22 protein-coding genes, 1 pseudogene and 1 riboswitch are annotated in these 25,774 nt (G+C 69.7%); of the genes and pseudogenes, 10 read left to right on the top strand and 13 right to left on the bottom strand.

Features of this window, described 5'->3' with window-relative positions:
- Window positions 1–196, bottom strand: a pseudogene (locus A5673_RS11020) (molybdate ABC transporter permease subunit); the annotation flags it as partial.
- A 2-nt stretch (window positions 197–198) separates the two neighbouring features.
- Entirely contained in the window at window positions 199–972 is a 774-nt protein-coding gene (gene modA, locus A5673_RS11015; RefSeq protein WP_068231281.1) for a molybdate ABC transporter substrate-binding protein, read from the bottom strand.
- Between the two features lie 180 nt (window positions 973–1,152).
- Here modA and A5673_RS11010 point away from each other — a divergent pair, with 180 nt between their 5' ends.
- The 3 genes from A5673_RS11010 (at window position 1,153) to A5673_RS11000 (ending at window position 4,376) form a co-directional block, all read left to right on the top strand.
- A complete protein-coding gene (locus A5673_RS11010) occupies window positions 1,153–1,830 on the top strand; it encodes an SDR family oxidoreductase (protein WP_068231279.1) in 678 nt (225 codons plus the stop codon).
- 64 nt (window positions 1,831–1,894) lie between these two features.
- Complete coding sequence (locus A5673_RS11005; RefSeq protein ID WP_068231276.1) at window positions 1,895–2,812, top strand: LLM class F420-dependent oxidoreductase; 918 nt, start codon at window positions 1,895–1,897, stop codon at window positions 2,810–2,812.
- A 178-nt stretch (window positions 2,813–2,990) separates the two neighbouring features.
- Entirely contained in the window at window positions 2,991–4,376 is a 1,386-nt protein-coding gene (locus A5673_RS11000; protein WP_068231273.1) for an NAD(P)/FAD-dependent oxidoreductase, read from the top strand.
- Here A5673_RS11000 and A5673_RS10995 read toward each other — a convergent pair.
- The 11 genes from A5673_RS10995 to A5673_RS10945 all read right to left on the bottom strand — a co-directional run bounded on the left by A5673_RS10995 (window position 4,373) and on the right by A5673_RS10945 (window position 15,884).
- Window positions 4,373–5,020 carry an urease accessory protein UreD gene (locus A5673_RS10995; RefSeq protein ID WP_068231270.1) on the bottom strand — a complete coding sequence of 216 codons (648 nt, stop codon included), beginning with the start codon at window positions 5,018–5,020 and terminating at the stop codon, window positions 4,373–4,375. The genes A5673_RS11000 and A5673_RS10995 overlap by 4 nt on opposite strands.
- Window positions 5,020–5,691, bottom strand: a complete 672-nt coding sequence (ureG, locus tag A5673_RS10990; RefSeq protein WP_068231268.1) for an urease accessory protein UreG — start codon at window positions 5,689–5,691, stop codon at window positions 5,020–5,022. The genes A5673_RS10995 and ureG overlap by 1 nt, the downstream gene beginning before the upstream one ends.
- Before the next feature lie 10 nt (window positions 5,692–5,701).
- Window positions 5,702–6,343 carry an urease accessory protein UreF gene (locus A5673_RS10985; protein ID WP_068231265.1) on the bottom strand — a complete coding sequence of 214 codons (642 nt, stop codon included), beginning with the start codon at window positions 6,341–6,343 and terminating at the stop codon, window positions 5,702–5,704.
- On the bottom strand, window positions 6,343–8,058 hold the full coding sequence (locus A5673_RS10980) for an urease subunit alpha (RefSeq protein WP_068231262.1): 1,716 nt from the start codon (window positions 8,056–8,058) through the stop codon (window positions 6,343–6,345). Before A5673_RS10980 ends, A5673_RS10985 begins: the two co-directional genes overlap by 1 nt.
- A complete protein-coding gene (locus A5673_RS10975; RefSeq protein ID WP_068231259.1) occupies window positions 8,055–8,369 on the bottom strand; it encodes an urease subunit beta in 315 nt (104 codons plus the stop codon). Before A5673_RS10975 ends, A5673_RS10980 begins: the two co-directional genes overlap by 4 nt.
- The gene (locus A5673_RS10970; protein ID WP_068231256.1) at window positions 8,366–8,668 is read right to left on the bottom strand and encodes an urease subunit gamma; all 303 of its coding nucleotides are present in this window, start codon (window positions 8,666–8,668) and stop codon (window positions 8,366–8,368) included. Before A5673_RS10970 ends, A5673_RS10975 begins: the two co-directional genes overlap by 4 nt.
- Window positions 8,669–8,714: 46 nt before the next feature.
- Entirely contained in the window at window positions 8,715–10,238 is a 1,524-nt protein-coding gene (locus tag A5673_RS10965; RefSeq protein ID WP_231970997.1) for an APC family permease, read from the bottom strand.
- A gap of 123 nt (window positions 10,239–10,361) precedes the next feature.
- On the bottom strand, window positions 10,362–11,774 hold the full coding sequence (locus A5673_RS10960; RefSeq protein ID WP_068231253.1) for a PPE family protein: 1,413 nt from the start codon (window positions 11,772–11,774) through the stop codon (window positions 10,362–10,364).
- On the bottom strand, window positions 11,771–13,093 hold the full coding sequence (locus A5673_RS30435; RefSeq protein ID WP_068231250.1) for a PPE family protein: 1,323 nt from the start codon (window positions 13,091–13,093) through the stop codon (window positions 11,771–11,773). Before A5673_RS30435 ends, A5673_RS10960 begins: the two co-directional genes overlap by 4 nt.
- 676 nt (window positions 13,094–13,769) lie before the next feature.
- Window positions 13,770–14,933, bottom strand: coding sequence for an agmatinase family protein (locus tag A5673_RS10950; protein WP_068231247.1), 1,164 nt, complete (start codon window positions 14,931–14,933; stop codon window positions 13,770–13,772).
- A 121-nt stretch (window positions 14,934–15,054) separates the two neighbouring features.
- Window positions 15,055–15,122, bottom strand: a riboswitch (guanidine-III (ykkC-III) riboswitch).
- A gap of 345 nt (window positions 15,123–15,467) precedes the next feature.
- Complete coding sequence (locus tag A5673_RS10945) at window positions 15,468–15,884, bottom strand: PaaI family thioesterase (RefSeq protein WP_068231244.1); 417 nt, start codon at window positions 15,882–15,884, stop codon at window positions 15,468–15,470.
- A gap of 293 nt (window positions 15,885–16,177) precedes the next feature.
- On the opposite strand from A5673_RS10945, the gene A5673_RS10940 reads away from it, so the two are divergent.
- The 7 genes from A5673_RS10940 (at window position 16,178) to A5673_RS10910 (ending at window position 25,689) form a co-directional block, all read left to right on the top strand.
- A complete protein-coding gene (locus A5673_RS10940) occupies window positions 16,178–16,597 on the top strand; it encodes a BlaI/MecI/CopY family transcriptional regulator (RefSeq protein WP_068231241.1) in 420 nt (139 codons plus the stop codon).
- Between the two features lie 14 nt (window positions 16,598–16,611).
- On the top strand, window positions 16,612–17,562 hold the full coding sequence (locus tag A5673_RS10935; RefSeq protein WP_068231238.1) for a M56 family metallopeptidase: 951 nt from the start codon (window positions 16,612–16,614) through the stop codon (window positions 17,560–17,562).
- Between the two features lie 87 nt (window positions 17,563–17,649).
- Window positions 17,650–19,107: an NADP-dependent phosphogluconate dehydrogenase gene (gndA, locus tag A5673_RS10930; protein WP_068231235.1), complete on the top strand. Its 1,458-nt coding sequence runs from the start codon at window positions 17,650–17,652 to the stop codon at window positions 19,105–19,107.
- 55 nt (window positions 19,108–19,162) lie between these two features.
- Window positions 19,163–20,599, top strand: coding sequence for a GuaB1 family IMP dehydrogenase-related protein (locus tag A5673_RS10925; RefSeq protein WP_068231232.1), 1,437 nt, complete (start codon window positions 19,163–19,165; stop codon window positions 20,597–20,599).
- A gap of 175 nt (window positions 20,600–20,774) precedes the next feature.
- Window positions 20,775–22,145, top strand: a complete 1,371-nt coding sequence (locus A5673_RS10920) for a hemolysin family protein (RefSeq protein WP_068231229.1) — start codon at window positions 20,775–20,777, stop codon at window positions 22,143–22,145.
- On the top strand, window positions 22,142–23,197 hold the full coding sequence (locus tag A5673_RS10915; protein WP_068231225.1) for a hemolysin family protein: 1,056 nt from the start codon (window positions 22,142–22,144) through the stop codon (window positions 23,195–23,197). The genes A5673_RS10920 and A5673_RS10915 overlap by 4 nt, the downstream gene beginning before the upstream one ends.
- 302 nt (window positions 23,198–23,499) lie before the next feature.
- Entirely contained in the window at window positions 23,500–25,689 is a 2,190-nt protein-coding gene (locus A5673_RS10910) for a malate synthase G (RefSeq protein ID WP_068231222.1), read from the top strand.
- The last annotated feature ends 85 nt before the right edge of the window (window positions 25,690–25,774 follow it).

Genomic DNA, 25,774 nt, shown 5'->3' with positions numbered 1-25,774 from the left:
CCACCGCGGTGGTGCTGGCGGCGGCGGTCTTGAGGCTCAGCAACAGCGCCGTCCCGGATGACGTGCTGGTGATCAGCGACCAAAAGTTGGGCCAGTCGACCTTGACCGCGATCGCCAGCAGCGGCAGCACCACGAACGCGGCTCCCACGGCGGCGGGGACGTACACCCACCGCGGGAGATCCGTAGCCCGGGTCACGGTCAGGGTTTGGCGAAGCCGTATTGGGCCAGGGTGTTTTGACCGGCGTCACCGGTCACCATGGCCACGAACTTCTGCGCCAACGTTGGGTGTGGGGCTTTCTTCAGCACCGCGATCGGATAGACGTTTACCGCCGCGGCGGCCTCCGGGAAGTGCACGGTCGCCACCTTGTTTCCGGCGCTGCGCGCGTCGGTGACGTACACCAGCCCGGCGTCGGCCTGGCCCGTGGTGACCTTATTCAGGACATCGGTCACGCTGGGCTCCTCGCTGACCGGGTTGAGGCGCACCCCCGTGCTGCCCTCGATGCGCCGGGTCGCGGCCCCGCACGGCACCGGCTTCTGGCAGATCACCACGGCCAGCCCGGGCCCGCCGAGGTCGGCGAAGGAGGTGAGCTTTTTCGGGTTGTCCGGCGCGGTGACGATGACCAGCGTGTTGGAGGCGAAGTCGGCCGGATTGCCGGCCAGCAGGCCCGCCCCGGCGACGGCGTCCATCTGCGCGGTGTCGGCCGACGCGAAGACGTCGGCCGTCGCGCCCTGGGTCAATTGGGTGGCGAGCTCGGAGGAGCCGGCGAACTCGAAATCGACTGTGTTGCCAGGGTTTTCGTCGGTGAACTGCTCACTGATCCGCGTGAACGCGGGCTTGAGCGACGCCGCGCCGAACACCACAACCTTTCCGGAACCGATCGAGGGGGCCGGGGGCGATTTCGAGCCGCACCCGGTCAGGCCAGTCCCCAACAGCAGGGCCACCGCACCGGCCAGGATCCCGATCCGCCGCATGAAGGCACCCTATCCCGCCGGAGATGCGGATCGCTTGTCGGCGAATCGTCGCAAAAAAGTGATGGCCGAAGCGTTATGCAAATTTATCCGCGCGTCGCGCGCGTCCGGAATTTCATCGACAGCTACTGTCCAGTAACATGAACCGTAATTTGATGCCATAGCGGCCGAGATAGGGAGGGCATGGCAGTGGAAGTGCTGGTCACAGGCGGGGACACGGACCTGGGGCGCACGGTTGCCGAGGGCTTCCGCGATGACGGTCACCGGGTGACCCTGGTGGGCGCGCGCCGCGACGACCTCGAGATCGCCGCCAAGGAACTCGATGCGGACGCGATCGTCTGCGACACCACCGACCCGGCCAGCCTCGAATCGGTTCGCGGTTTGTTCCCCCACCATCTGGACACCATCGTGCACGTGCCGGCGCCGACCCGGGACCCGGGCGACCCGCGCGTCTACTCGCTATCCGACACGGCCGCCGCGTGGCGTCATGCCCTCGACGCGACCGTGCTGTCGGCGGTGCTGACCGTGCAGGCCGTCGGCGATCACCTGCGCTCGGGGGGCTCCATCATCGGCGTGGTGGCCGAGAACCCGCCCGCCGGGAGCGTCGACGCCGCAATCAAAGCGACACTGTCGAGTTGGATCACCGGGCAGGCGGGCATCTTCGGCACCCGCGGCATCACGGTCAACGCGGTGGCCAGCGGGCGCAGCGTCCAGCCCGGCTACGACGGCCTCTCCCGCGCCACGCCGCCGGCCGCCGCGGAGGTGGCTCGCTTGGCGCTGTTCCTCACCACCCCGGCGGCTCGTCACATCACCGGCCAGACGTTGCACGTGAGCCACGGCGCGCTGGCCCATTTCGCCTGAGGCTGAATCAAAACCGCAGTAACGCTCTGGTTCGCACGCCGGGCCGGTGGCTACGGTAGCTAGCGTGGCTATTCGACTCGGTTTGCAGATTCCCAACTTTTCCTACGGCACCGGGGTGGACAAGCTCTTCCCCACCGTTCTGGCCCAGGCCCGCGAGGCCGAAGCGGCCGGATTCGATTCGGTCTTCGTGATGGACCACTTTTACCAACTGCCCATGCTGGGCGATCCCGACCAGCCGATGCTGGAGGCCTACACCGCGCTGGGCGCGCTGGCTACCGGGACCGAACGGGTGCAGCTGGGCACCCTGGTGACGGGCAACACCTATCGCAATCCGACGCTGCTGGCCAAGATCATCACGACGCTGGACGTGGTGAGCCAGGGCCGGGCCATTCTGGGCCTCGGCGCCGGCTGGTTCCAGCTCGAGCACGACCAGCTGGGCTTCGAATTCGGCACCTTCACCGACAGGTTCAACCGGCTCGACGAGGCGCTGCAGATCATCCTGCCGATGCTCGAGGGCGAGCGGCCTACCTTCTCCGGCAAGTGGTATCAGGTCGACCAGGCGATGGCCAATCCCCGTTTCCGCGACCACATTCCGTTGATGATCGGCGGAAGCGGCGAGAAAAAGACGATCCCCATGGCCGCGCGCCACTTCGACCACCTCAACGTCATCGCCGGGTTCGACGAGCTGCCGGCGAAGCTGAAGGTGGTGCGGCAGCGCTGCGAGGAAATCGGCCGCGACCCGGCCACGCTGGAAACCAGCACGCTCACCACGGCGGTCATCGACGAGAACTTCAAAGCCGACCAGATCCCCGCCGAGATGACCCAGCGCATGGTGGTGGGTAGCGCGGAGGCGGTCGCCGAACAAATCCAGACCAAGGTGCTCGACGCCGGGATCGACGGGGTGATCATCAACCTGCCGTTCTACACCCCGGGCATCATCAGCGCCGCCGGCGAAGCCCTGCGCCCGCTGGTCGGGCTGTAACGCACGACGCATTGCCCGTCGGGCATGACGAGCATCACGTTCGCTCGACCAGGCCCGATGGGCAATGTGCTTGATTACACATGCTTACGATCTGGGCTTACGGGTATCGGCTTCACTAGCGTGGTAGCTAACTTCAAATTCGCGCGACCAGGAGCCCCCGATCAGGAGCAGCCCAAACATGAGCACGCAGGCAGAAACCACTGCTGCACCGAAACGTCGTCATCAAGTCGTCATCATCGGATCGGGATTCGGCGGGCTCAACGCGGCAAAGAAGCTCAAGCACGCCGACGTCGACATCAAGCTGATCGCGCGCACCACCCACCACCTGTTCCAGCCGCTGCTGTACCAGGTGGCCACCGGCATCGTGTCCGAGGGTGACATCGCCCCGCCCACCCGGGTCGTGTTGCGCAGGCAGCGCAACGTCCAGGTGCTGCTCGGCGACGTCACGCACATCGACCTGGAGGGCCAGTTCGTCGTCTCGGACTTGCTGGGCCACACCTACGAAACCCCGTACGACAGCCTGATCGTCGCCGCCGGCGCCGGCCAGTCCTACTTCGGCAACGACCAGTTCGCCGAGTTCGCGCCGGGCATGAAATCGATCGACGACGCACTCGAGGTGCGGGGCCGGATCTTGAGCGCCTTCGAACAAGCCGAGCGGTCGCGCGACCCGGAACGGCGCGCCAAGCTGCTGACGTTCACCGTCATCGGCGCCGGCCCCACCGGCGTCGAAATGGCCGGGCAGATCGCCGAATTGGCGTCCCACACCCTGAAGGGCTCCTTCCGGCACATCGACTCCACCAGGGCGCGGGTGATCCTGCTCGACGCCGCCCCCGCGGTGCTGCCGCCGTTCGGCGAAAAGCTCGGTGAGCGGGCGGCCGCGCGGCTGGAGAAGATGGGGGTGGAGATCCAGTTGGGCGCGATGGTCACCGACGTCGACCGCAACGGCATCACCGTCAAGGACTCCGACGGCACCACCCGGCGCATCGAGTCCGCGTGCAAGGTGTGGTCGGCCGGGGTGCAGGCCAGCGGGCTGGGCATGGACCTCGCCGAGCAGTCATCGGTCGAGGTCGACCGGGCCGGGCGGGTCAAGGTGCTGCCCGACCTGTCCATCCCCGGGCATCCCAACGTGTTCGTCGTCGGTGACATGGCCGCCGTCGAGGGCGTGCCCGGCGTGGCGCAGGGCGCCATCCAGGGCGCCAAGTACGCCGTCGCCGCGATCAAGGCCGAGCTGAACGGCGCCGACCCGGCCGAGCGCGAGCCGTTCCAGTACTTCGACAAGGGCTCCATGGCCACGGTGTCGCGGTTCTCCGCTGTGGCCAAGATCGGTCCGCTCGAGTTCAGCGGCTTCATCGCCTGGCTGATGTGGCTGGTGCTGCACCTGGTCTATCTGGTCGGCTTCAAGACCAAGGTCAGCACGCTGCTGTCGTGGACGGTGACCTTCTTGAGCACCCGCCGCGGCCAGCTCACCATCACCGAGCAGCAGGCGTTTGCCCGCACCCGACTCGAACAGCTCGCGGTGGCGGCGGCCGAGGCGAAGCGCCCGGCGGCCCGGCGGGCCAGCTAACCCGCCAGCCGGTCGCCCTGCCAGGTGCTCAGCGTCCCGCCGCCGGCCAGCGCCAGCACGGTGGATCCCTCTTCCAGGGCCGCGGCGAAACCCGTGGTGGGATAGCGCACTTCGTTGACGGCGGCGCGGGGCGCCGAGATGTCGTCGTCGGCCACCGATCCCGCGCCCAACTCCACCCGGTGGCGCAGCAGCGGCAGGCCGTCGCGGTCGGCGTGCAGCGCCCCAGACCAAAACCCTTCGCGCTCTCCGCATCTGCCAATCTGAACCCGCTCCCGGAACCGGAGCAGGCCCTCTTCGTGCAGGGACAGCGCCACGGCCGTCACGTGCCGGGCGGCGCCGGCGACCACGGTCGGTTCCAGGTCGACGTCGAGGCTTCCGGCCACCTCGATCGCCCAGTGGGCGTGCGACGTCGGCGTGCCCGCCCCGGGCAGTGCCACGGTGGCGGCGGCGCTGCGCAACCGGAGCCGGCCGCCCGGTTCGACGATGACCCGGATGCCGACGGTGTCCCCGCCCAACGGCATGGCGGCCGCCGACACCAGGTGCACTGTGTCGGCCGCGGTGCAGCGCGCCTGGATTCCGCCGCCCCGGCACTCGATGCGCGGCAACCGGTCGGCCGAGGCGACCAGCACGACCTCGGAGTGCATCAGGTCACGGCGGCCAACTGGGCGCGCACCCAGGCGAGCGCCTCGGTGGCGCCCGGGTCCTCGGTCAACGACTGCATGACCGTCGGCCGGCCCTCGCGCACGGCGTCCGCGTCGCGGGACATCACGTGCAGGTCGGCGCCGACCATTGGCGCCAGGTCAATCTTGTTGACCACCAACAGATCCGAATAGGTGACCCCGGGCCCGCCCTTGCGCGGCACCTTGTCGCCACCGGCCACGTCGATGACGAAGATCTGCACGTCCACCAGGCCCGACGAGAACGTGGCCGTCAGGTTGTCCCCGCCGGACTCCACCAGGATGAGGTCCAGGTCGTCGTGGCCGGCGATCAGGTCGTCGATCGCGTCCAGGTTGGCGGTGATGTCGTCGCGGATCGCGGTGTGCGGGCAGCCCCCCGTCTGCACGGCCGCGATGCGGTCGTCGGGCAGCACCGCGTTGCGGCGCAGGAAGTCGGCGTCCTCGGTGGTGTAGATGTCGTTGGTCAGCACCGCGAGCGACTTCTCCCCGCGCAACTGCCGGCACAGCGCGGCGACGAGCGCGGTCTTGCCGGAGCCGACCGGTCCCCCGACGCCGATGCGCAGCGGCTCCCCCGGCCGGCGGACCCGTTTCGGCCGATCGTGGTGCGAGTGCGGATGGGCGTGCAGATGCGTTGACATGGTTGGCCTTTCAGGAAACGAAGAGAGGACGTTCACGTTCGGCGTGGCGCTGCGCCAGCGTGTCGAGCGCGGGATCGGACAGGTCGGCCAGGCCGGCGCCGGCCTCGGCGGCGGTGCGCTCGCAGAGATCCGACAATTCGAACGTGACGGCGGCGACGGCGGCGGGGTCGAGGGCCAGCAGCCGCTGTGCCGCCGTCGCCGAGCCGGTCATCGTCGTGTACACGACGTGCAACGCGGTGTGGTCCGGCCCCAGGCCGCTCATCGCACCGACGCGCCCGGCGGCCACCGCGAGGTGCGGCCGCGGGCCGAGCTGGTCCCAGTCGGCCTGCGGCCAGACCCGACGCGCCAGCCGCGCCAACCCCCGGCCCTGGGCGCGCGAGGCCTGCCGGGCCGCGGGGGCCGGGGTGCGCGCGTCGGTTTCGCGGTCCGCGTCGTCGAGGGAGATATCGCCGCGGTGCACCGCGGCCGCCACCGAGGCGGCGACCAGGCCGTGCGTGCGGATCCTGCGCACCAGAAACGCTTTGAGCGTGGCAAGGTCGGTCACCATCCCGCTGGTGACGGCCTCCTCGACGCCGCCGGAGTGCACGTGCGCGCCGGTGGGCAGTCGCGAATCGGCCAGTGCGAGCAGTGTGGCCAGTGGTGGCTGGACCATCAGAACAGAAAATATCGTTGCGCCATGGGAAGTTCCGTCGCCGGTTGCTCCTGCCAGACCTCGCCGTCGATGCGCACGGTGAAGGTATCGGGATCGATCTCGATGCTCGGCATGGCGTCGTTGAGCGGCAGGTCGGCCTTGCGGACCGAGCCGACGTCCTCGACGGGGACCAATCGCCGGCCGACGGCCAACCTTTCGGCCAGGCCCGCCTCGATGGCCTGCGGGGCCACGAAGTGCACCGAGGTCGCGGGCCCCGCGGCGGCGCCGAACATCGGGCGCGGTAGCACCGGCTGCGGGGTCGGGATCGACGCGTTGGCGTCGCCCATCGCCGCCCACGCGATCATGCCGCCCTTGAGCACCGCGTGCGGCCGCACCCCGAAGAACGCGGGTTCCCAGAGCACCAGGTCGGCGAGCTTGCCCACCTCCACCGAGCCGATCTCGCGATCGAGGCCGTGCGTGATGGCCGGGCAGATCGTGTATTTCGCGACGTAGCGCCGCGCCCTGTTGTTGTCGGCGGCGCCGTCGCCCGGCAGCGCGCCGCGGCGGCGTTTCATCACGTGCGCGGTCTGCCAGGTGCGGATCACCACCTCGCCGATGCGGCCCATCGCCTGCGAATCGCTGCCGATCATCGAGATCGCGCCCATGTCGTGCAGCAGGTCCTCGGCCGCCATCGTCGACGGCCTGATCCGGCTCTCGGCGAACGCCAGGTCTTCGGGGACCGCGGGGTTGAGGTGATGGCAGACCATCAGCATGTCCAGGTGCTCGTCGAGCGTGTTGACGGTGTGCGGGCGCGTCGGGTTGGTGGAACTGGGCAACACGTTCGGTTCGGCGGCGACCCTCATGATGTCGGGAGCGTGCCCGCCGCCGGCGCCCTCGGTGTGGTAGGTGTGGATGCAGCGGCCGGCGATGGCGCCCAGGGTGTTCTCGACGAACCCCATCTCGTTGAGGGTGTCGGTGTGCAGCGCCACCTGCACACCGGCGGCGTCGGCCACCGTCAGACAGGCGTCGATGGCCGCGGGCGTCGATCCCCAGTCCTCGTGCAGCTTGAAACCCGAAGCGCCGCCCCGCAATTGCTCCCACAGGCCCTCGGCGTTGACCGTGTTTCCCTTGCCGAGCAGCGCGAAATTGACCGGCCAGGAGTCCAGCGCCTCGAGCATCCGGGCCAGGTGCCATTCGCCGGGGGTGACGGTGGTGGCCTTGGTGCCTTCGGCGGGCCCGGTGCCGCCACCGATGATGGTGGTGATGCCGGAACCGAGCGCCTCGGGCATCAACTGCGGACAGATCAGGTGCACGTGGCAGTCGATGGCGCCCGCGGTGACGATTTTCCCGTTGCCGCCGATGATTTCGGTGGACGGCCCGACCACCAGGTCGGGATGCACGCCCGACATGATGTCGGGGTTGCCCGCCTTGCCGATGGCGACGATGCGGCCGTCGCGAATCCCGATGTCGGCCTTGATGATTCCCCAGTAGTCGATGATCACCGCGCCGGTGATCACGGTGTCGGGCGCCCCGTCGGCCCGGCTGGCGCGACCCTGGCCCATCGATTCGCGCAGCACCTTGCCGCCGCCGAACACCGCCTCGTCCCCCGCCAAACCCGGTCCGCCGCTGCGGTCTTCGGTGATTTCCACCAGCAGGTCGGTGTCGGCCAGCCTGATCCGGTCCCCGGTGGTGGGGCCGAACAGGTCGGCGTAGCGCTGTCTGGACAGCCGCGTCATGACGGGTCGAGCCGTCCGGGCGGGTCCAGGCTCAGGCCGTGCACTTCGCGCCGCCCGCGCAGCGGGACCAGCCGGACGGTCTGGGGAATGCCGGGTTCGAAGCGGACCGCGGTGGCGGCCGGGACGTCGAGCCGGTGGCCGTGGGCCGCGGCCCGGTCGAACGACAGCGCCGCGTTGGCCTGGGGAAGATGGACGTGGCTGCCGACCTGCACCGGGCGGTCGCCGGTGTTGACGATCTGCATCTCGAGCCGCCGCGCGCCGGCGTTGATCTCGATATCGCCTGCGCCGTAGAGGATTTCGCCGGGAATCATGCGATCGGGTGATGGACGGTGACCAACTTGGTGCCGTCCGGGAACGTCGCCTCGACGTGCACCTCGTCGATCATCTCCGGTACCCCCTCCATCACGTCGTCGCGGCCGAGCACCCCGCAGCCGCTGGCCATCAGCTCGGCGACGTTGCGGCCGTCCCGCGCGCCCTCGAGGATGTGGTCGGTGATGACGGCGACGGCCTCGGGCACATTCAGCCGCAACCCCCGCGCCCTGCGCCGCCGAGCCAACTCGGCGGCGTAGGACAGCAGCAGTCGCTCTTGCTCGTGCGGCGTCAGAAGCATGTCGTGCTAGATCCTGCCATCCCGCCGCGGCGGGTGATACGTCGCCTCAAACCCGCTGCGGGATGGCGTCGGCGTAGGCGGCGTCGCTGTTGGCGTACGACCGGGCCAACGCCATGTACAGCAGGCCGACGCCGATGATGATGCCCGCCATCAGCAGTACGACGTAGTTGTCGTACCAGGGGGCGTCGGGCGTGCGCGGCCAGCAGATGTTGACGATGGCCGCGACGCCGTAGACCAGGGCGCTGACGTTGACCAGCATCCCCCACCGGCCCAGCCGGTACTTCCCGGACGGCTTCCAGCCCTTCAGCCTCGCCCGCAGGGCGGCCAACACCACCATCTGGAACCCGAGGTAGACGCCGACCGTGCCGAAACTGACCAGCTTGTTGAGCGGGTGCTCGGAGACGATGGTCCCGATGATCAGCCCGCCCGGGACCAGGACCGCGGCCAGCAGGGCGAACGGCGGCACGTGCCTCTTGTGATCGAAGCGCGCCAGCAACTTGGAGCCGAAGATCATCCCGTCGCGGCCGTAGGAAAAGATCAACCGGCTGGCGGCCGCCTGCAGGCTCAGCGCGCAGGACACGAACGAGATCAACACGATGCCCAGCACGACCCTGGATCCGACGTCGCCGAATGCGCTTTGCAAGACGGTCGAGATCGGGTTGGTGTCCTCACCGCGGATGACCGCGCCGAAGTCGGTCACCGACAGGATGAGGCTCAGGCAGACGAACGTCGAGGCCGCCCCACCGACATAGATGGTGCGGCGCATGGCCTTCGGGATCTGGATGCCCGGGTTGCGGACCTCCTCGGCCACGTCGCCGCACGCCTCGAACCCGAAGAACTGATAGAAGCCGATGAGGCTGGCGGCCAGGAATGCGTACAGGAAGCTGTGGCTGCCCTCGGCGTTGAAGCTGTGGAACAGCACCCCCAGGCCGTGCGCCCGGTGCGTGATCAGCAGCCAGACGCCGACCACGAGCGCGCCGATCAACTCCGCGGTGAAGCCGAAGATCGCGAAGTAGCCGAGGATCTTGGTGCCGGTGAGGTTGATCAGGGTGGCCACCGCCAAAACCGCCAGCGCGCAGAAGATCTTGGCCAGCGCGGTCGGGCGGAACCCGACCATGGCGGCCAGGTACGGGCCCGCGCCGAAGGCCGCATCCGCAATGAGCGCCAGCAGGCAGAACATGTAGACCCATCCGGTCATCCATGCCCATTTGCGGCCCCACAGCCGTCGCGCCCAGGGGTAGACGCCGCCGGCCACCGGGAACTGCGCGACCACCTCGCTGAACACCAGCGCCACCAGCATCTGGCCCGCGCCGACGATCAGCAGGCTCCAGATCATCGGCGGGCCGGCGGTGGCCAAGGCGAACGCGAACACCGTGTAGATGCCGACCACCGGTGACAGGTAGGTGAAGCCCAGCGAGAAGTTGGCCCACGGGCTCATGTCGCGTTTGAACTCCGAGGAGAATCCCAACGCCTTCAGCTGGGCGAGGTCCTCGTCCTCGTGCGTGACGTCGGGCGCCGCCTCGGTGGCCGTACCCGTGGGAAGCGGCGCCCGGTCCGCACCGTCGGGCACGACCGTTGGACTCGCGTCGACGGCCGGGTCCGCTAAGCGTTGGTCAGACCCGGCAAACTTCATGAAAAACAATTGAACCGACCCCAATCATCGAAAACTGTTGTGACAATCCGCTTTTCACGGTTACTTCTGCGTGCCCTCCTTAATCAGCGTCGCGGCCGTGCGCTTGAGCACATCGCGCTGCCTGGTGACGTCCGCGACCGCCTTGCGGAGCTGGTTGAGTTCGTCCCGTTCGCTGACCGCGCCCGCGCCGTCCGCGGCCACGCCCGGCTTGACCCAGGGAGCCGCGGGATCCTCGTGCTCTCCCGGCAGCGCCGCGACCACCTTGTGGCGTGACCGCGCCCGGGGACCCTCACCCCGTGGTGCATTGACGACACTGGCCACCGGGCCCATCGGGGGCATGCCGCCGTAGAACCCTCCGGGCCCGGCAAGCCCGGCCAGCGGCGAGCCGTCCAGCGCGGTGGCCGGCAATGCCGTCGCGGCCAGCCGGATCCCCGGGGAACTACCCCATGACGGCGGCACCGACAGGTTGCCCACGGTGGCCGCCCCGCCCAGGCCCGCCGAGGCGCCCGGGCCGGAGGAACCCGCCAGGCTCGACCCGAGCCCGGCGCCGAGCGCGCCCGGCGCGCTGGACGCCGCGGACGCGGGGGCGGACAGCGAGTCCACCAACGGATTCCACGCCGCGGCCACCGGCGGCGCGAGGGTCAGCATCGCGCCGGAAGCGTCGAAGTTGAGGCCCTCGGAGAGGATCTGATAGCCCACCGTTCCGGCGCTCAGCGTGTGGAACGTCTGGAACGGGTAGCTGTTCAGCGTGTTGAGGATCGGATTCGGCCCGTTGAGGTAGTCGATGATCGGGTTGGACGCGGGGGCGGATGCCGCCGGCGCCGACATGCCCTGCAGCAGGTTCGGCACGTTCGCGAGCGTCGATTGCGTGCTGGCGCCCGTCGCCGTGGCGGCGGCGTTGCTGACCGCGGAGCCCTGATTCGCCGTCCCGGCCTGATTGGTGGTCGGCGGCGGTGTGCCGAACGCCGTCAACCTTGTCGCTGCCGCCGACGCCCCGGCGTAGCCGTACATCGCCGCGGCGTCCTGCGCCCACATCTGTTCGTACTGCGCCTCGGTGCTCGCGATCGCGGGGGTGTTCTGCCCGAACGTGTTGGTGGCCACCAGCGACGCCAACAGCGCCCGGTTCACCTCGATCTCCGCCGGAGGCACCGTGGCCGCGAACGCCGCCTCGTAGGCCGCGACCGCCGAGCCGAGCTGACCGGCGGTCTGCGCGGCCTGGGCGGCGGTCGCGGTCATCCACGACAGGTACGGCGTCAGCGCGGCCGTCATGGTTTCCGACGACGGACCCACCCAGGGCCCGCCGGTGAGCCCGGACACCACCGCGCGATACGAACTCGCCGTCGAACCCAACTCGGCCGCCAGCGTCTCCCACGCCGCCGCCGCCGCGGTCAGGGACTCCGGCCCCGGGCCCGCGTACATCCGGGCGGAGTTGACCTCGGGCGGCAGACCCGCGAAATCCAGGACGCCGATCACAGCATCGCCTCCTTGATCAGGCGCGCTGCCGCATCGCGCTCCATCGCCGCGTCGGCGATCTCCTGGCGCAGCTTGCTGAGCTCTTCGCGTTCGTGGTCGCTCAGCGCGCTGGCGACGTGCTGGCGAGCCGGCTGCGGCGGTGCGGCGCGGCCGGCCGCGCCCTCGTCGGGGCCCTGCTCCCCGGGCATCGCCGGGACGACTTTCTGACCCGATCCCGTTCGCGCTCGGGTCTGCTCGCCTCGAGGCGCGTTGACGACGCTGCCGACCGGCGGGATACCGCCGAAGAAGCCGGGTCCGGCCGGCCCGGCCTGCGGCGCCGCAGGCGTCCCGGCGGCCGCTAACGGCGAGGCGCTACCGGCGAGCCGGATCCCCGTGGCGGACGCCCACGACTCTGGCACCGACAGCTTCCCGATCGAGGCCGCCCCACCCGCGCTCGCGGCGACGGATCCGCCGGCTCCCGAGTTGACCGAACCCGCGAGCGCGCCGAGGCCGGCGTCGGGTGCCGTGGCGCCGGCCACCGAGGCGGCCTGCGGCAGCCCCAGCCCGTAGAGGCCGCCCAGCAGCGGCGTGATACCCGAAGCCGTGAACAACGGCCCGCTGATGACAAGGGCCCAGTTGCCGAAGTCCGTGCTGAAGGTGTTGAGGGCCTGGCCGGTCGTGGTGCCGAGCACCTGTTCCACGAACGAGATCGGGTCGAGCGATCCCCCCGACCCGAGACCCTGCAGCGCGGCCGGCACCAGGTTCATCGCCTGAGTCAGGCCGGACTGCGTGCCGGGGCCGGCCGCCGACGCCGCCGCCTGGCTGACCGCGGCGGCTTGGGTGGCCGTGCCGGCCTGGTTGGTCGTCTGCGGCGGTGCGGCGAAGGGAATCAGCTTCGTCGCGGCCGCCGACGCCCCGGCGTAGCCGTACATCGCCGCGGCGTCCTGGGCCCACATCTCGGCGTACTGCGCCTCGGTGGCCATGATTGCCGGGGTGTTCTGGCCCAGGATGTTGGTGGCCACCAGCGCGGCCAGCAGGGCCCTATTCACCTCGATCTCCGGTGGCGGCACGGTCGCGACAAACGCGGCCTCGTAGGCCGCGATCGCCGACTTGAGCTGACCGGCCGCCTGCTCGGCCTGCGCGGCCGTGGCGGTCATCCACGACATGTACGGCGTCACCGCCGCCAGCATCGTGGTCGACGACGGACCCACCCACGGGCCTCCTGTGAGCTCGGAGACCGCCGAGCGATACGAACTGGCCGCGATATTGAGCTCCGCGGCCAACCCGTCCCAGGCCGCGGCGGCGGCCACCATCGGCCCCGAGCCCGGCCCCGCATACATGCGTCCGGAGTTGACCTCCGGCGGCAACGTTGCAAAATCCAGCGTCACAAAACCCCCTGGTAAGCCCACCCGGCGCAGGCACACACTGGTCCGGCCGCTGTGCCCGCGCGAACGATGGTTGGGCGCTCGCTTTTGAACGCCTTGTGCTGCGCGCGATATGGTGTCCCCCGCGACGTGTACAACAGCGCACCGACGTGCACTTCGCCATACCAGCGTCCAGATCGCCGCACAATGACTACATGGTGACGCAGTTCGCTGTAACGAGGCTGGCTAATAACTGAGAATTAGCTGTAAGGCCTCCTGGTCAGGCGCCGGCGATCGGCGCAGCCCGACGACGTCGGCGGCGGCCAGTCAAGGCTCGGTCGGGCTCGACCGAAACCGTCGCAGCCACCCGCCGATGGCCTCGGGCGCGCGCGATTGCGGGCCCACGCATCGCGGAAAAGTACTGGCCCGCAAGATGTTACGGGATAGAAAGCGTCGGCCTCGCCGACGGCCGCATCGGTACGCTCCGTCCCCACCACCGCAATCCCCCGTCGCCCACCGGGCGCGCGATCGGCGCTGTCACGCACGCTCGATCGACGGGCCCGCGCCAATACGGTCTGGCCCGGATGGCTTTGCCATTGGCTCACTTAGCAATGACACTTGCCATCCGGGCGGCGGACTTGCGGTCCGGGGGCTAGTCGTTAAACGGCCCCCACGCGTGGCGCTTCATGGCGGCCGGTTTCTTGCCGAGCTTTCCGGCCCGCACCATGACGGCCAGGCTGTCCAGGATGACCCGGCTGCTCATCAGCGCGGTCTGCTCGGCCCAGTCGTAGGGCGGAGAGCACTCCACCACCTCGATGCCGTTCAGTCCCGGTTCGGAGATCATCCGGATCAGGTTCAGCGCTTCGCGCGGCAACAGGCCGCCCGGCTCGGGCCAGCCGGTGCCGGGCACGAAGCCGGCGTCGATCACGTCGATGTCGAACGACAGATAGACCGCCTTGGCGTCCTTCCACGCCGTCTCGAGCGCAATCTCGGCGATCTTCTCGATGCCGACGCGCTCGACGTCGCCCACCGTGATGACGGTGCTGCCGCGCTGCCGGCCCACCTGCACGCCGGCGCGCGGGGCCTGCCAGCCGCCGATGCCGATCTGGACCAGGTTGGTGGCCGGCGCGTTCTTGATGTTGGTGGCGTGGAACCACGGCGTGGTGTGCATCCGCTCGTCGAGATCGGTTTCCTGGGTGTCGACGTGGCGGTCGAAGTGGATGATGCCGACGTTGCCGTCCATGTGCGGGGCCAGGCCGCGCACCGTCGGGAACCCGATCGAGTGGTCGCCGCCCAGGATCACCGGGAACACGCCCTTGGAAACCACGTGCGACATCGCGGTGCTGATCTGATCGAACGACTTCTCGATGTTGGCGGGAATGGTGAGCACGTCGCCGATGTCGACGATGTTGAGCTGTTCCCGCAGATCCACCCCGAGTTCGTAGCAGTACGTGCCGAACAGGTTGGTGGAGCGGCGGATTCCCATCGGGCCGAACCGGGTGCCGGGCCGGTAGGTGGTGCCGGCGTCCAGCGGCGCCCCGAACACGGCCACCTCGGCGTCGCCCACGTCGTTCACGTCTTCCAGGAACGGGCACTTCAGGAACGTCCCGCGCTCCCCGGCGAAGTGCGGCAGCTCGCCACGGGCAAAGGTCGACAGCGTGCGGTCGTTGATCGTGGGGGCCGCCTCGAGGCCGTGGGCCAGGCAGCGCTCGATCTCTTCGCGATGCCGGCGGGTGGACAACTCCGCCTCGGCCTGCTGCGCCCAGCTGCCCTCCCGGTTGGGGATGTCAGCTTGTCCGGCGAACGGATTGAACATCGAATTTCCTCTCGTCGCGAATGAATTCACGGCGGAGGATGCCCCGGCGACCGGAGTCTAAGCGGAGGGCGAATACAGGAGCCATCGTTGAAAATGACCCGGCGCGCCAGGCATCGTCCCGCGGTCGCCGTCTTTTCGCTTTCCGGGTACGGCGAACTCGTCCGGGCGGCCCCTGCGGCGCGCCGCTATTGAAGGTACCGGCTCGTTCGGCGACCGCAACTTACGGCGGCGGCCGTGTCGCGCCGCGGCGACCGGGCGCGCCCGAGCGCGGTGGCCGGCCCGCCTGTGGACTCCGGTCGGCCTCCGACAATCCTTGCAGGGCAAGGGTATTCGGCTCCGAACAGGCTTGGGGATCCGCCCGCCGGCTCGCGGCGTTCGCGAAGCCTCGACCGGACGCCGCGAACACGGGCCGGGCCGGGCGCCGGATTGAGGGCGCCGGGTTTTTCCTTGCGGAACAGGCGTTTTCGGGTGCGGGGAACCGCGGCGCGGCAAGCCTCCATAACAACTGGCCGGCCGCTGGGAACTTGCTGGGAATTACGCCTCGAGGTTCTGCAGCCGCACCTGGCCGCGGGCCACCACCCGCTCGTTGTCGTCGGTGATCGTGACGAGCCACAGCTGCTGGCGCCGGCCGCGATGAATCGGTTCGGCGCTGCCGTACACCGTGCCGGAACCGATCGAGCGCAGGAAGTCCGTGTTGTTGTTGACGCCCACGACGTTGCCGCCGTCGCCTTTCGTGTTGAGCCAGGTATAGGCGGACACGCTGGCCATGCTCTCGATCATCGAGCAGTAGACGCCGCCGTGCACGAGGCCCATCGGCTGCAACAGTTTCGGGGCGACCTCGAGTTGCGCGCGGGCGCCGTCGGGACCCAGCTCGGTGAACCGCAGCCCCAGCTCGGTGTCGAACGGCGCGGTGAAGTTCGGCGGCAGCGTCGGGTCGGGCGGCGGTGGCACGTTATGTGTCTACACCATGGGCGACCCGGCAACGCCGGGCCGGAGCGCGTGACTGCAAAACAGGCGAGCCCCGCGCCGGGCGCGGGGCTCGCCGATCGAGTAGACCGGGGGTCGCTGCAGCCCTCAGGACTCTGCCACGGTCATTGTCGCTCGACCGGAATCAGCATAGGCAAGGCTGCCCTAATTTCGCAAGGGATGTTTTCGCCGAAACAAGTCGCATCGAGATCGTGTTGGTACGACCGTCAGTAGTACGCGGAGTACGCTTGTTTCGACGCTCAGGAGATGAACGCACTATGGCCAAGCTGACCCGGCTGGGGGATCTGGAACGCGCCGTGATGGACCACTTGTGGTCCACGGCCGAACCCCAAACCGTCCGCCAGGTTCACGAGGCGTTGTCGGCGCGCCGCGACCTGGCCTACACGACGATCATGACCGTGCTGCAGCGGCTGGCCAAGAAGAACCTGGTCTCCCAGATCCGCGACGACCGCGCCCACCGCTACGCGCCGGTGCACGGTCGCGACGAGCTGGTCGCCGGCCTCATGGTCGATGCGCTGGCGCAGGCGGAGGACTCCGGGGACCGGCAGGCGGCGCTGGTGCACTTCGTCGAGCGGGTGGGCGCCGACGAGGCCGAGGCGCTGCGGCGCGCGCTCGCCGAACTGGAAGCCCATCAACGCGACAACACGCCGTCGGCTGGCGCGGCGGCGGAGGACTGAGGGAGACTAGCAGCGTGTCAGCGCTGGCCTTCACCCTTCTCGCGGTGCTGTTGGTCGGCCCGGCGCCGGCCCTGCTGGCACGAGCGACGTGGCCGCTGCGCGCGCCCCGCGCCGCGATGGTGCTGTGGCAGGCCGTCGCCCTGGCCGCCGTGCTCTCGGCGTTCAGCGCCGGAATCGCGATCGCCAGCAGGCTGCTCGTGCCCGGCCCCGACGGGCGGCCCACGACCAGCGTCCTCGGCGCCGCCGGCCGGCTCGGCTGGCCGCTCTGGACCGCCTACATCGCGGTCTTCGCGTTGACCGTGGTGGTCGGCGCCCGGCTCGTGGTCGCCGTCCTGCGGGTGGCCATCGCGAATCGGCGCCGGCGGGCCCATCACCGCATGGTCGTCGACCTGGTCGGCGTCGGGCACGACGCGGCCAGCGCCCAGCCGTGCGCCCGCACCCGCGACCTCCGCGTCCTGGATGTCCGGCAGCCGCTCGCCTACTGCCTGCCCGGCGTCCGGAGCCGGGTCGTGGTCAGCGAGGGAGCGCTGACCACGCTCGCCGACGAGGAAGTGGCGGCGATCCTCACCCACGAGCGGGCCCACCTGCGGGCCCGCCACGACTTGGTGCTGGAGGCGTTCACCGCCGTGCACGCCGCGTTCCCGCGGCTGGTGCGCAGCACCAACGCGCTGCGCGCGGTCCAACTGCTCGTCGAGCTGCTGGCCGACGACGCGGCGGTACGCGCAACCGGCCGCACTCCCCTGGCCCGCGCGCTGGTGGCCTGCGCGTCGGGGCGGGCACCGTCCGGCGCCCTGGCCGTCGGCGGCCCCAGCACGGTGGTGCGGGTGCGCCGGCTGTCCGGGCGCGGCAACAGCCTGAAACTCTCGGCGGCCGCGTACCTCGCCGCCGCGGCCGTCATGGTGGTGCCCACCATCGCGCTGGTCGTCCCGTGGCTCACCGAGCTGCGACGGCTGTTCAACCTCTGACGCACCGCCCCGGGCGAACGGCCGCCCGCTGTGCCACAGTGTGACCGAAGGAATTTCGGAACAGCTCCCAACGAAAGAGGCGCAGCAATGAGTTCGTCGGACGCGAAGACCGGTACCGCGCAGATCGGCGTCACCGGCCTGGCGGTCATGGGATCGAACATCGCCCGTAATTTCGCCCACCACGGCTACACGGTCGCGCTGCACAACCGGTCCGTCGCCAAGACCGACGCGTTGCTCCAAGAGCACGGCGGCGAGGGCAACTTCGTGCGGTCGGAGACCATCGCGGAGTTCCTCGACGCGCTGGAGAAGCCGCGCCGGGTGCTCATCATGGTCAAGGCCGGCGACCCCACCGACGCCGTCATCAACGAGCTCGCCGACGCCATGGAGGAGGGCGACATCATCATCGACGGCGGCAACGCCCTCTACACCGACACCATTCGCCGCGAGAAGGCGATGCGCGAGCGCGGCCTGCACTTCGTCGGCGCCGGCATCTCCGGCGGCGAGGAGGGCGCGCTCAACGGGCCGTCGATCATGCCGGGCGGGCCCGCCGAGTCGTACAAGTCGCTGGGCCCGCTGCTCGAGGAGATCTCCGCCCACGTCGACGGGGTGCCGTGCTGCACGCACATCGGCCCCGACGGCGCCGGGCACTTCGTGAAGATGGTGCACAACGGCATCGAGTACTCCGACATGCAGCTGATCGGCGAGGCCTACCAGCTGCTGCGTGACGGGCTCGGCAAGACCGCGGACGAGATCGCCGACGTGTTCGACGAGTGGAACTCCGGCGACCTGGACAGCTTCCTGGTCGAGATCACCGCCCAGGTGCTGCGCCAGAAGGACGCGAAGACGGGCAAGCCGCTCGTCGACGTCATCCTCGACGAGGCCGAGCAGAAGGGCACCGGCCGCTGGACCGTGAAGTCGGCCCTGGACCTCGGTGTCCCGGTGACCGGGATCGCCGAAGCCGTGTTCGCCCGGGCGCTGTCGGGTTCGGTGACCCAACGCAAGGCCACCACCGGGCTGGCCTCCGGCGCGCTCGGTCAAAAGCCAAGCGATGCAAAGCAATTCGTGGAGGACGTCCGCCAGGCCCTGTACGCGTCGAAGATCATCGCCTACGCCCAGGGCTTCAACCAGATCCAGGCCGGCAGCGCCGAATACGACTGGGGCATCACGCCCGGCGACCTGGCCACCATCTGGCGCGGCGGCTGCATCATCCGGGCGAAATTCCTCAACCGGATCAAGGATGCGTTCGACGAAGACCCCGACCTGCCGACGCTGATCGTCGCGCCGTACTTCCGCAGCGCGATCGAGGCCGCGATCGACGGCTGGCGCCGCGTCGTGGTGACCGCCACGCAGCTGGGCATCCCGATCCCGGGCTTCTCCTCGGCGCTGTCCTACTACGACGCGCTGCGCACCGAGCGGCTGCCCGCGGCGCTCACCCAGGGGCTGCGCGACTTCTTCGGCGCCCACACCTACGGCCGCATCGACGACGACCCGGACAAGCGCTTCCATACGCTGTGGAGCGGTGACCGCAGCGAAGTGCCCGCGTAGCGGCCACCCTCGGGTAAACCGTGTAAGAGGGCGCAAAGGGGGCAAGTCGACTGTCATGAGGTTCTTGGACGGGCATCGGCCGGGCTACGACCTGACCTACAACGACGTCTTCATCGTGCCGAACCGGTCCGAGGTGGCCTCGCGCTTCGACGTCGACCTGTCCAGCACCGACGGCTCCGGCACCACCATCCCCGTGGTGGTCGCCAACATGACCGCGGTGGCCGGCCGGCGGATGGCCGAGACGGTGTCGCGGCGGGGCGGCATCGTGATCCTGCCCCAGGACCTCCCAATCACCGCGGTGCAGCAGACCGTGCAGTTCGTCAAGAGCCGCGACCTGGTGCTCGACACCCCGGTGGTGCTGGAGCCCGACGACTCGGTGTCCGACGCCATGGCGTTGATCCACAAACGCGCGCACGGCGTGGCCGTGGTGCTGTTCGAGGGCCGTCCCATCGGTGTGGTCAGCGAATCCTCCTGCCTGGGCGTGGACCGGTTCACCAGGGTGCGCGACGTCGTCGCGACCGACTTCGTCACCGCCCCGGTGGGCACCGAACCCCGCAAGATCTTCGACCTGCTCGAGCACTCCCCGATCGGCGTCGCGATGGTGACCGGCGCGGACGGCACGCTGGCCGGCGTGCTCACCCGCACCGGGGCGATCCGCGCGGGCCTGTACACCCCGGCCACCGACGCCCGCGGCCGGCTGCGGGTCGGCGCGGCCGTCGGCATCAGCGGCGACGTGGGCGCCAAGGCCCGGTCGCTGGCCGAGGCGGGCGTCGACCTGCTGGTGATCGACACCGCGCACGGGCATCAGGTCAAGACGCTCGACGCGATCAAGGTGGTGGCGGAGCTGGACCTGGGTGTGCCGCTGGCGGCGGGCAACGTGGTGTCGGCGGAGGGCACCCGGGAGCTGCTGGGCGCCGGGGCGACCATCGTCAAGGTGGGTGTCGGGCCGGGCGCGATGTGCACCACCCGGATGATGACCGGCGTCGGCCGCCCCCAGTTCTCCGCCGTGCTCGAATGCGCTTCGGCCGCAAGGGAAATCGGTGGTCATGTGTGGGCCGACGGCGGCATCCGCCATCCGCGCGACGTGGCGCTGGCGCTGGCGGCCGGGGCGTCGAACGTGATGATCGGGTCATGGTTCGCCGGGACGTACGAGTCGCCCGGAGACCTGATGCGCGACCGCGACGACCAGCCCTACAAGGAGAGCTACGGCATGGCGTCCAAGCGGGCGGTGGTCGCGCGCACCGGCGACGAGACCGCGTTCGACCGCGCCCGCAAGGCGCTGTTCGAGGAGGGCATCTCGACGGCGCGGATGGGGCTGGACCCCGACCGCGGCGGCGTCGAGGACCTGATCGACCACATCACGTCGGGCGTGCGCAGCACCTGCACCTACGTGGGCGCCGGCAGCCTGGCCGAGCTACACGAACACGCCGTCGTCGGGGTGCAGTCGGCCGCCGGGTTCGCCGAGGGACATCCGCTGCCGTTGGGCTGGTGATCGCGCTAAGCCGCCGACGGTCGTGCTGCCCGCTGGACGTCTTGGCTACCATGTGAATTCACGTGAGTTTTCGGCGGTCAGCAAAGCGCTGCGCCGCCTCGAGGGAAAGGGATGACGTGCCGCAGGCACGCGTCGAGGCCCCGCCACCGACCGGGGCCTTCCGCAGGAAGCGGTCGTGAACGTCGCCCTCACCGCGGTCAGCGTGCTGGCCATCGCGTTGCTCATCTTCGCCAACGGGGTCTTCGTCGCGGCCGAGTTCTCGCTGACTGCGCTGGACCGCAGCGTGGTGGACGCCAACGCGCGCGCCGGTGGCCGCCGCGACCGTTTCATCCAGCGCGCCCAGCAGCGGCTGTCGTTTCAGCTGTCGGGCGCCCAGCTGGGCATCTCGACCGCCACGCTGGCGACGGGGTATCTGACCGAGCCGCTGGTGGCGGACCTGCCGCACCCGGCGATGAGCTCGATCGGCGTCCCGGACCGGGTGGCCGAGGGCATCATCGCGTTCCTGGCGCTGCTGGTCGTGACGTCGGTGTCGATGGTGTTCGGCGAGCTCGTGCCGAAGTACCTCGCCGTGGCGCGCCCGCTGTCGAGCGCCCGGGCCGTCGTGGGCTTTCAGCTGCTGTTCTCCCTGCTCTTCACCCCGGCCATCCGGTTGACGAACGGCGTGGCCAACTGGATCGTGCGCGAGCTGGGCATCGAGCCGGCCGAGGAGTTGCGCTCGGCCCGGTCCGCGCAGGAACTGGCATCCCTGGTACGCAGTTCGGCCCGCAGCGGGACAATGGACGCCGCCACCGCCGTCTTGCTGCGGCGATCGCTGGAGTTCGGCGAACTGACGGCCGAGGAGCTGATGACGCCGAGGTCGAAGATCGTCGCGCTGCAAACCGACGACACCGTGGCCGACCTGGTGACCGCGGCCGCCAAGTCCGGCTTCTCCCGGTTCCCCATCGTCGACGGCGACCTCGACGAGACCGTCGGCATCGTCCACGTCAAGCAGGTGTTCGCCATTCCGCCGGCCGACCGCCCGACAACCCTGCTGACCACGCTCGCGCAGCACGTTCCGGTGGTGCCGTCGACGCTGGACGGCGACGCGGTGATGGCCGAAATCCGCGCCAACCCCCTGCAAACGGCGATGGTCGTCGACGAATACGGCGGCACGGCCGGCATGGTGACGGTCGAGGACCTGATCGAGGAGATCGTCGGCGACGTCCGCGACGAACACGACGACGCCACCCCCGACGTCGTCGCGGCCGGCACCGGCTGGCGGGTGAACGGGCTGCTGCGCATCGACGAGGTCGCCGCCGCCACCGGGTACCGGGCCCCCGAAGGCCCCTACGAGACGATCGGCGGCCTGGTGCTGCGCGAAATCGGCCACATTCCGGTGGCCGGGGAGACGGTGGAGCTGACCGGCCTGGACGCCGACGGCCTGTTGGATTCGTCGCTGCGCTGGCGGGCGACGGTGGTCCGGATGGACGGTCGCCGGATCGACCTGCTCGAGCTGCACGAGCGGGACAACCGCGCCGAAACCGGTGCGGGGCAAGGCGCCCGATGAACGACACGCTGGGTGTGCTGCTGGCGATCCTGCTGATCGGGGTGAACGCGTTCTTCGTCGGGGCCGAGTTCGCGTTGATCTCGGCCCGGCGCGACCGCCTCGAAGCGCTGGCCGAGCAGGGCAAGGCCCGCGCGGTCACGGTGATCCGCGCCGGCCAGAATCTTCCGTCCATGCTGGCCGGCGTGCAGCTCGGGGTGACGGTCGCGTCGCTGCTGCTGGGCCGGATCGGGGAGGCCGCGGTCGCGAACCTGCTGCGCGGCGCGTTGGGGCTGACGGGCATGCCACCGGCGCTGCTGCACACGGTGTCGTTGGTGATCGCGCTGGCGATCGTGGTGACGCTGCACGTGCTGCTGGGCGAGATGGTGCCGAAGAACATCGCGCTGGCCGGCCCCGAGCGCGCCGCGATGCTGCTGGTTCCGCCCTACCTGGCCTACGTGCGCGCGGCGCGGCCGTTCATCGGGTTCTACGACAAGTGCGCCAACGTGGTGCTGCGCGCGCTGCGGGTGGAGCCCAAGTCGCAACTCAGCGCGGCGGTTTCGACCACCGAGCTGCGGGTGATGATCTCCGAATCGGTGTCGGAGGGCCTGCTGGACGCCGAGGAGCACGGCAGGCTGACCCGGGCGCTGCAGCTGCGCCACCGCACGGTCGGCCAGGTGGCGCGGCCGCTGGCGGAGATCCAGGCGGTGCCGGTGGCCACGGCGGGCTCCGGGCCGACCGTGGCCGCGGTCGAACACGCCCTGGCCCGGACCGGGTACTCGCGGTTTCCGGTGGTGGACCTCGACGCAGAGTTCATCGGCTACGTCCACATCAAGGACGTGCTGACGCTCGGCGACGACCCGCAGACGGTGATCGACCTGGCGCTGGTGCGGCCGCTGCCGCGCGTCCCGCGGTCGTTGCCGCTGGCCGACGCGCTGTCGCGGATGCGCCGCAGCAACAGCCACCTGGCGTTGGTGACCGCCGACGACGGGGCCGACGGCGGCGGGGCGGTGGTGGCGATGGTGGCGATGGAAGATCTGGTGGAGGACCTCGTCGGCGCCATGCGCGACGCATAGCCGGCCTGGCCGGCGGGTGCACCCCGACGCAGGCCGTATGATCTCCAACGGCTACCAGTCAAGGAAATGCTGGAAAGCAGAGGGTCCCGGCCCGCGGAACATGCGTTGACCGCAGCGGCCCTCAGGGCCCGCCGCGGCGCCATAGTTGTGGCTCGAACCCGGGTGACCTGCAGTTGTGGGTCGGCCGGGTGACGGTCGTCAGGCGGCCGGTCGGTAGGCTGACGTCGATACCTGTTGAGGCCAGTGAGGTCCCACTTGGCCCATGAGGGAGCCCGGTAGGGAGCCCATTATGGAGGAGAAACATGACTGATCGCGTGTCGGTGGGGAACCTGCGCGTCGCCAAAGTGCTCTACGACTTCGTGAACAACGAGGCCCTGCCCGGCACCGATCTCGACCCGGACAGCTTCTGGGCGGGCGTCGACAAAGTCGTCGCCGACCTCACTCCGCAGAACCAGGGCTTGCTGGACCGGCGCGACGAGCTGCAGGCCCAGATCGACAAGTGGCATCGCCAGCGGGTCATCGAGCCGATCGACACGGAGGCCTACCGCGAGTTCCTGACCGAGATCGGTTACCTGCTGCCCGAGCCCGCGGACTTCAGCATCACCACGTCCGGCGTCGACCCCGAGATCACCACCACGGCGGGCCCCCAGCTGGTGGTGCCGGTGACCAACGCCCGCTTCGCGCTCAACGCCGCCAACGCCCGCTGGGGCTCGCTGTACGACGCCCTCTACGGCACGGACGTGATCCCGGAGACCGATGGCGCCGAGCAGGGCACCAGCTACAACAGGGTGCGCGGCGACAAGGTGATCGCCTACGCCCGGGCGTTCCTCGACGAGGCCGTGCCGCTGGCGTCGGGCTCCTGGGCGGACGCGACCGGCGTGAGCATCGACGACGGCCGGCTGCAGGTTGACCTCGGCGGTGAGTCCACCGGCCTGGCCAGCCCCGAGAAGTTCGTCGGATACAGCGGCGAGCTCGGCTCCCCCGACTGGTCGGTGCTGCTGACCAACAACGGCCTGCACATCGAGATCCTGATCGACCCCTCCTCGCCCATCGGCAAGACTGACCGCGCCGGCATCAAGGACGTCGTCCTGGAGTCGGCGGTGACCACGATCATCGACTTCGAGGACGCGGTGGCCGCCGTCGACGCCGACGACAAGACCGCCGCCTACCGCAACTGGCTCGGCCTGATGCGCGGCGACCTGGCGGCCGAGGTCGACAAGGACGGCAAGACGTTCACCCGGGTGCCCAACCAGGACCGCCACTACACCACCCCCGACGGCGGCGAGCTGGTGCTGCCCGGGCGCGCGCTGCTGTTCGTGCGCAACGTCGGGCACCTGATGACCAACGACGCGATCGTCGACGCCGACGGCAACGAGATCTTCGAGGGCATCCAGGACGCGCTGTTCACCGGCCTGTGCGCCGTCCACGGCCTGAAGGCCACCGACGCGAACGGGCCGCTGGTCAACAGCCGCACCGGTTCCATCTACATCGTCAAGCCCAAGATGCACGGCCCCGACGAGGTGGCCTACACCACCGAGCTGTTCAGCCGGGTCGAGGACGTGCTCGGGCTGCCGCAGACCACCCTCAAGGTCGGCGTCATGGACGAGGAGCGGCGCACCACCGTCAACCTGAAGGCGTGCATCAAGGCCGCCGCCGACCGGATCGTGTTCATCAACACCGGCTTTTTGGACCGCACCGGCGACGAGATCCACACCTCCATGGAGGCCGGCCCGATGGTCCGCAAGGGCGCGATGAAGACCCAGCCGTGGATCCTGGGCTACGAGGACAACAACGTCGACACCGGCCTGGCGGCCGGCTTCGCCGGGCACGCCCAGATCGGCAAGGGCATGTGGACCATGACCGAGCTGATGGCCGACATGGTCGAGCAGAAGATCGGCCAGCCGAAGCAGGGCGCCAGCACCGCCTGGGTGCCGTCGCCGACGGCAGCCACCCTGCACGCCATGCACTACCACAAGGTCGACGTCTTCGAGGTGCAGAACGAGCTGGCCGGCAAGAAGCGGGCCGGCATCGATCAGCTGCTCACCGTTCCGCTCGCCAAGGAGCTGGCCTGGGCCCCGGAGGAGATCCGCGAGGAGGTCGACAACAACTGCCAGTCCATCCTGGGCTACGTGGTGCGCTGGATCGACCAGGGTGTCGGGTCCTCCAAGGTGCCCGACATCCACAACGTCGCGCTGATGGAGGACCGCGCCACGCTGCGGATCTCCAGCCAGCTGCTGGCCAACTGGCTGAAGCACGGCGTCATCACCAGCGAGGATGTCCGCGCCAGCCTGGAGCGGATGGCCCCGATGGTGGATCAGCAGAACGCGGGTGACTCGAAGTACCTGCCGATGGCGCCCAACTTCGACGACAGCGTCGCCTTCCTGGCCGCCCAGGAGCTGATCCTGTCCGGAACGCAGCAGCCCAATGGCTACACCGAGCCGATCCTGCATCGGCGCCGGCGCGAGTTCAAAGCCCGCGCCGCGGGCGGGTGAAACCCGCTCGACAATGCGGTAAGTAGCGCGGCCGGTGACTAGAATCTGGGCCGAGTCCACAACGTTTCACACGATGAGTCGACGG

This window comes from Mycobacterium sp. E3198 (assembly GCF_001667015.1).
Taxonomy (GTDB): domain Bacteria; phylum Actinomycetota; class Actinomycetes; order Mycobacteriales; family Mycobacteriaceae; genus Mycobacterium.
The sequence above is the reverse complement of the archived record's forward strand: the minus strand, read 5'-3'. Positions and strand labels throughout refer to the sequence as shown.

What these genes read in the sequence shown, in the direction of transcription:
- A5673_RS10995 (WP_068231270.1), bottom strand. Translation starts at nt 5,020, where the DNA reads ATGCACTCCGAGGTCGTGCTGGTCGCCTCGGCCGACCGGTTGCCGCGC.
- A5673_RS10975 (WP_068231259.1), bottom strand. Translation starts at nt 8,369, where the DNA reads ATGATTCCCGGCGAAATCCTCTACGGCGCAGGCGATATCGAGATCAAC.
- A5673_RS10940 (WP_068231241.1), top strand. Translation starts at nt 16,178, where the DNA reads ATGGCCAAGCTGACCCGGCTGGGGGATCTGGAACGCGCCGTGATGGAC.
- A5673_RS10915 (WP_068231225.1), top strand. Translation starts at nt 22,142, where the DNA reads ATGAACGACACGCTGGGTGTGCTGCTGGCGATCCTGCTGATCGGGGTG.
- A5673_RS10910 (WP_068231222.1), top strand. Translation starts at nt 23,500, where the DNA reads ATGACTGATCGCGTGTCGGTGGGGAACCTGCGCGTCGCCAAAGTGCTC.
- A5673_RS10985 (WP_068231265.1), bottom strand. Translation starts at nt 6,343, where the DNA reads ATGGTCCAGCCACCACTGGCCACACTGCTCGCACTGGCCGATTCGCGA.
- A5673_RS10980 (WP_068231262.1), bottom strand. Translation starts at nt 8,058, where the DNA reads ATGACGCGGCTGTCCAGACAGCGCTACGCCGACCTGTTCGGCCCCACC.
- A5673_RS11000 (WP_068231273.1), top strand. Translation starts at nt 2,991, where the DNA reads ATGAGCACGCAGGCAGAAACCACTGCTGCACCGAAACGTCGTCATCAA.
- A5673_RS10925 (WP_068231232.1), top strand. Translation starts at nt 19,163, where the DNA reads ATGAGGTTCTTGGACGGGCATCGGCCGGGCTACGACCTGACCTACAAC.
- A5673_RS30435 (WP_068231250.1), bottom strand. Translation starts at nt 13,093, where the DNA reads ATGTATGCGGGGCCGGGCTCGGGGCCGATGGTGGCCGCCGCCGCGGCC.
- gndA (WP_068231235.1), top strand. Translation starts at nt 17,650, where the DNA reads ATGAGTTCGTCGGACGCGAAGACCGGTACCGCGCAGATCGGCGTCACC.
- A5673_RS10970 (WP_068231256.1), bottom strand. Translation starts at nt 8,668, where the DNA reads ATGCTTCTGACGCCGCACGAGCAAGAGCGACTGCTGCTGTCCTACGCC.
- A5673_RS11010 (WP_068231279.1), top strand. Translation starts at nt 1,153, where the DNA reads ATGGCAGTGGAAGTGCTGGTCACAGGCGGGGACACGGACCTGGGGCGC.
- modA (WP_068231281.1), bottom strand. Translation starts at nt 972, where the DNA reads ATGCGGCGGATCGGGATCCTGGCCGGTGCGGTGGCCCTGCTGTTGGGG.
- ureG (WP_068231268.1), bottom strand. Translation starts at nt 5,691, where the DNA reads ATGTCAACGCATCTGCACGCCCATCCGCACTCGCACCACGATCGGCCG.
- A5673_RS10950 (WP_068231247.1), bottom strand. Translation starts at nt 14,933, where the DNA reads ATGTTCAATCCGTTCGCCGGACAAGCTGACATCCCCAACCGGGAGGGC.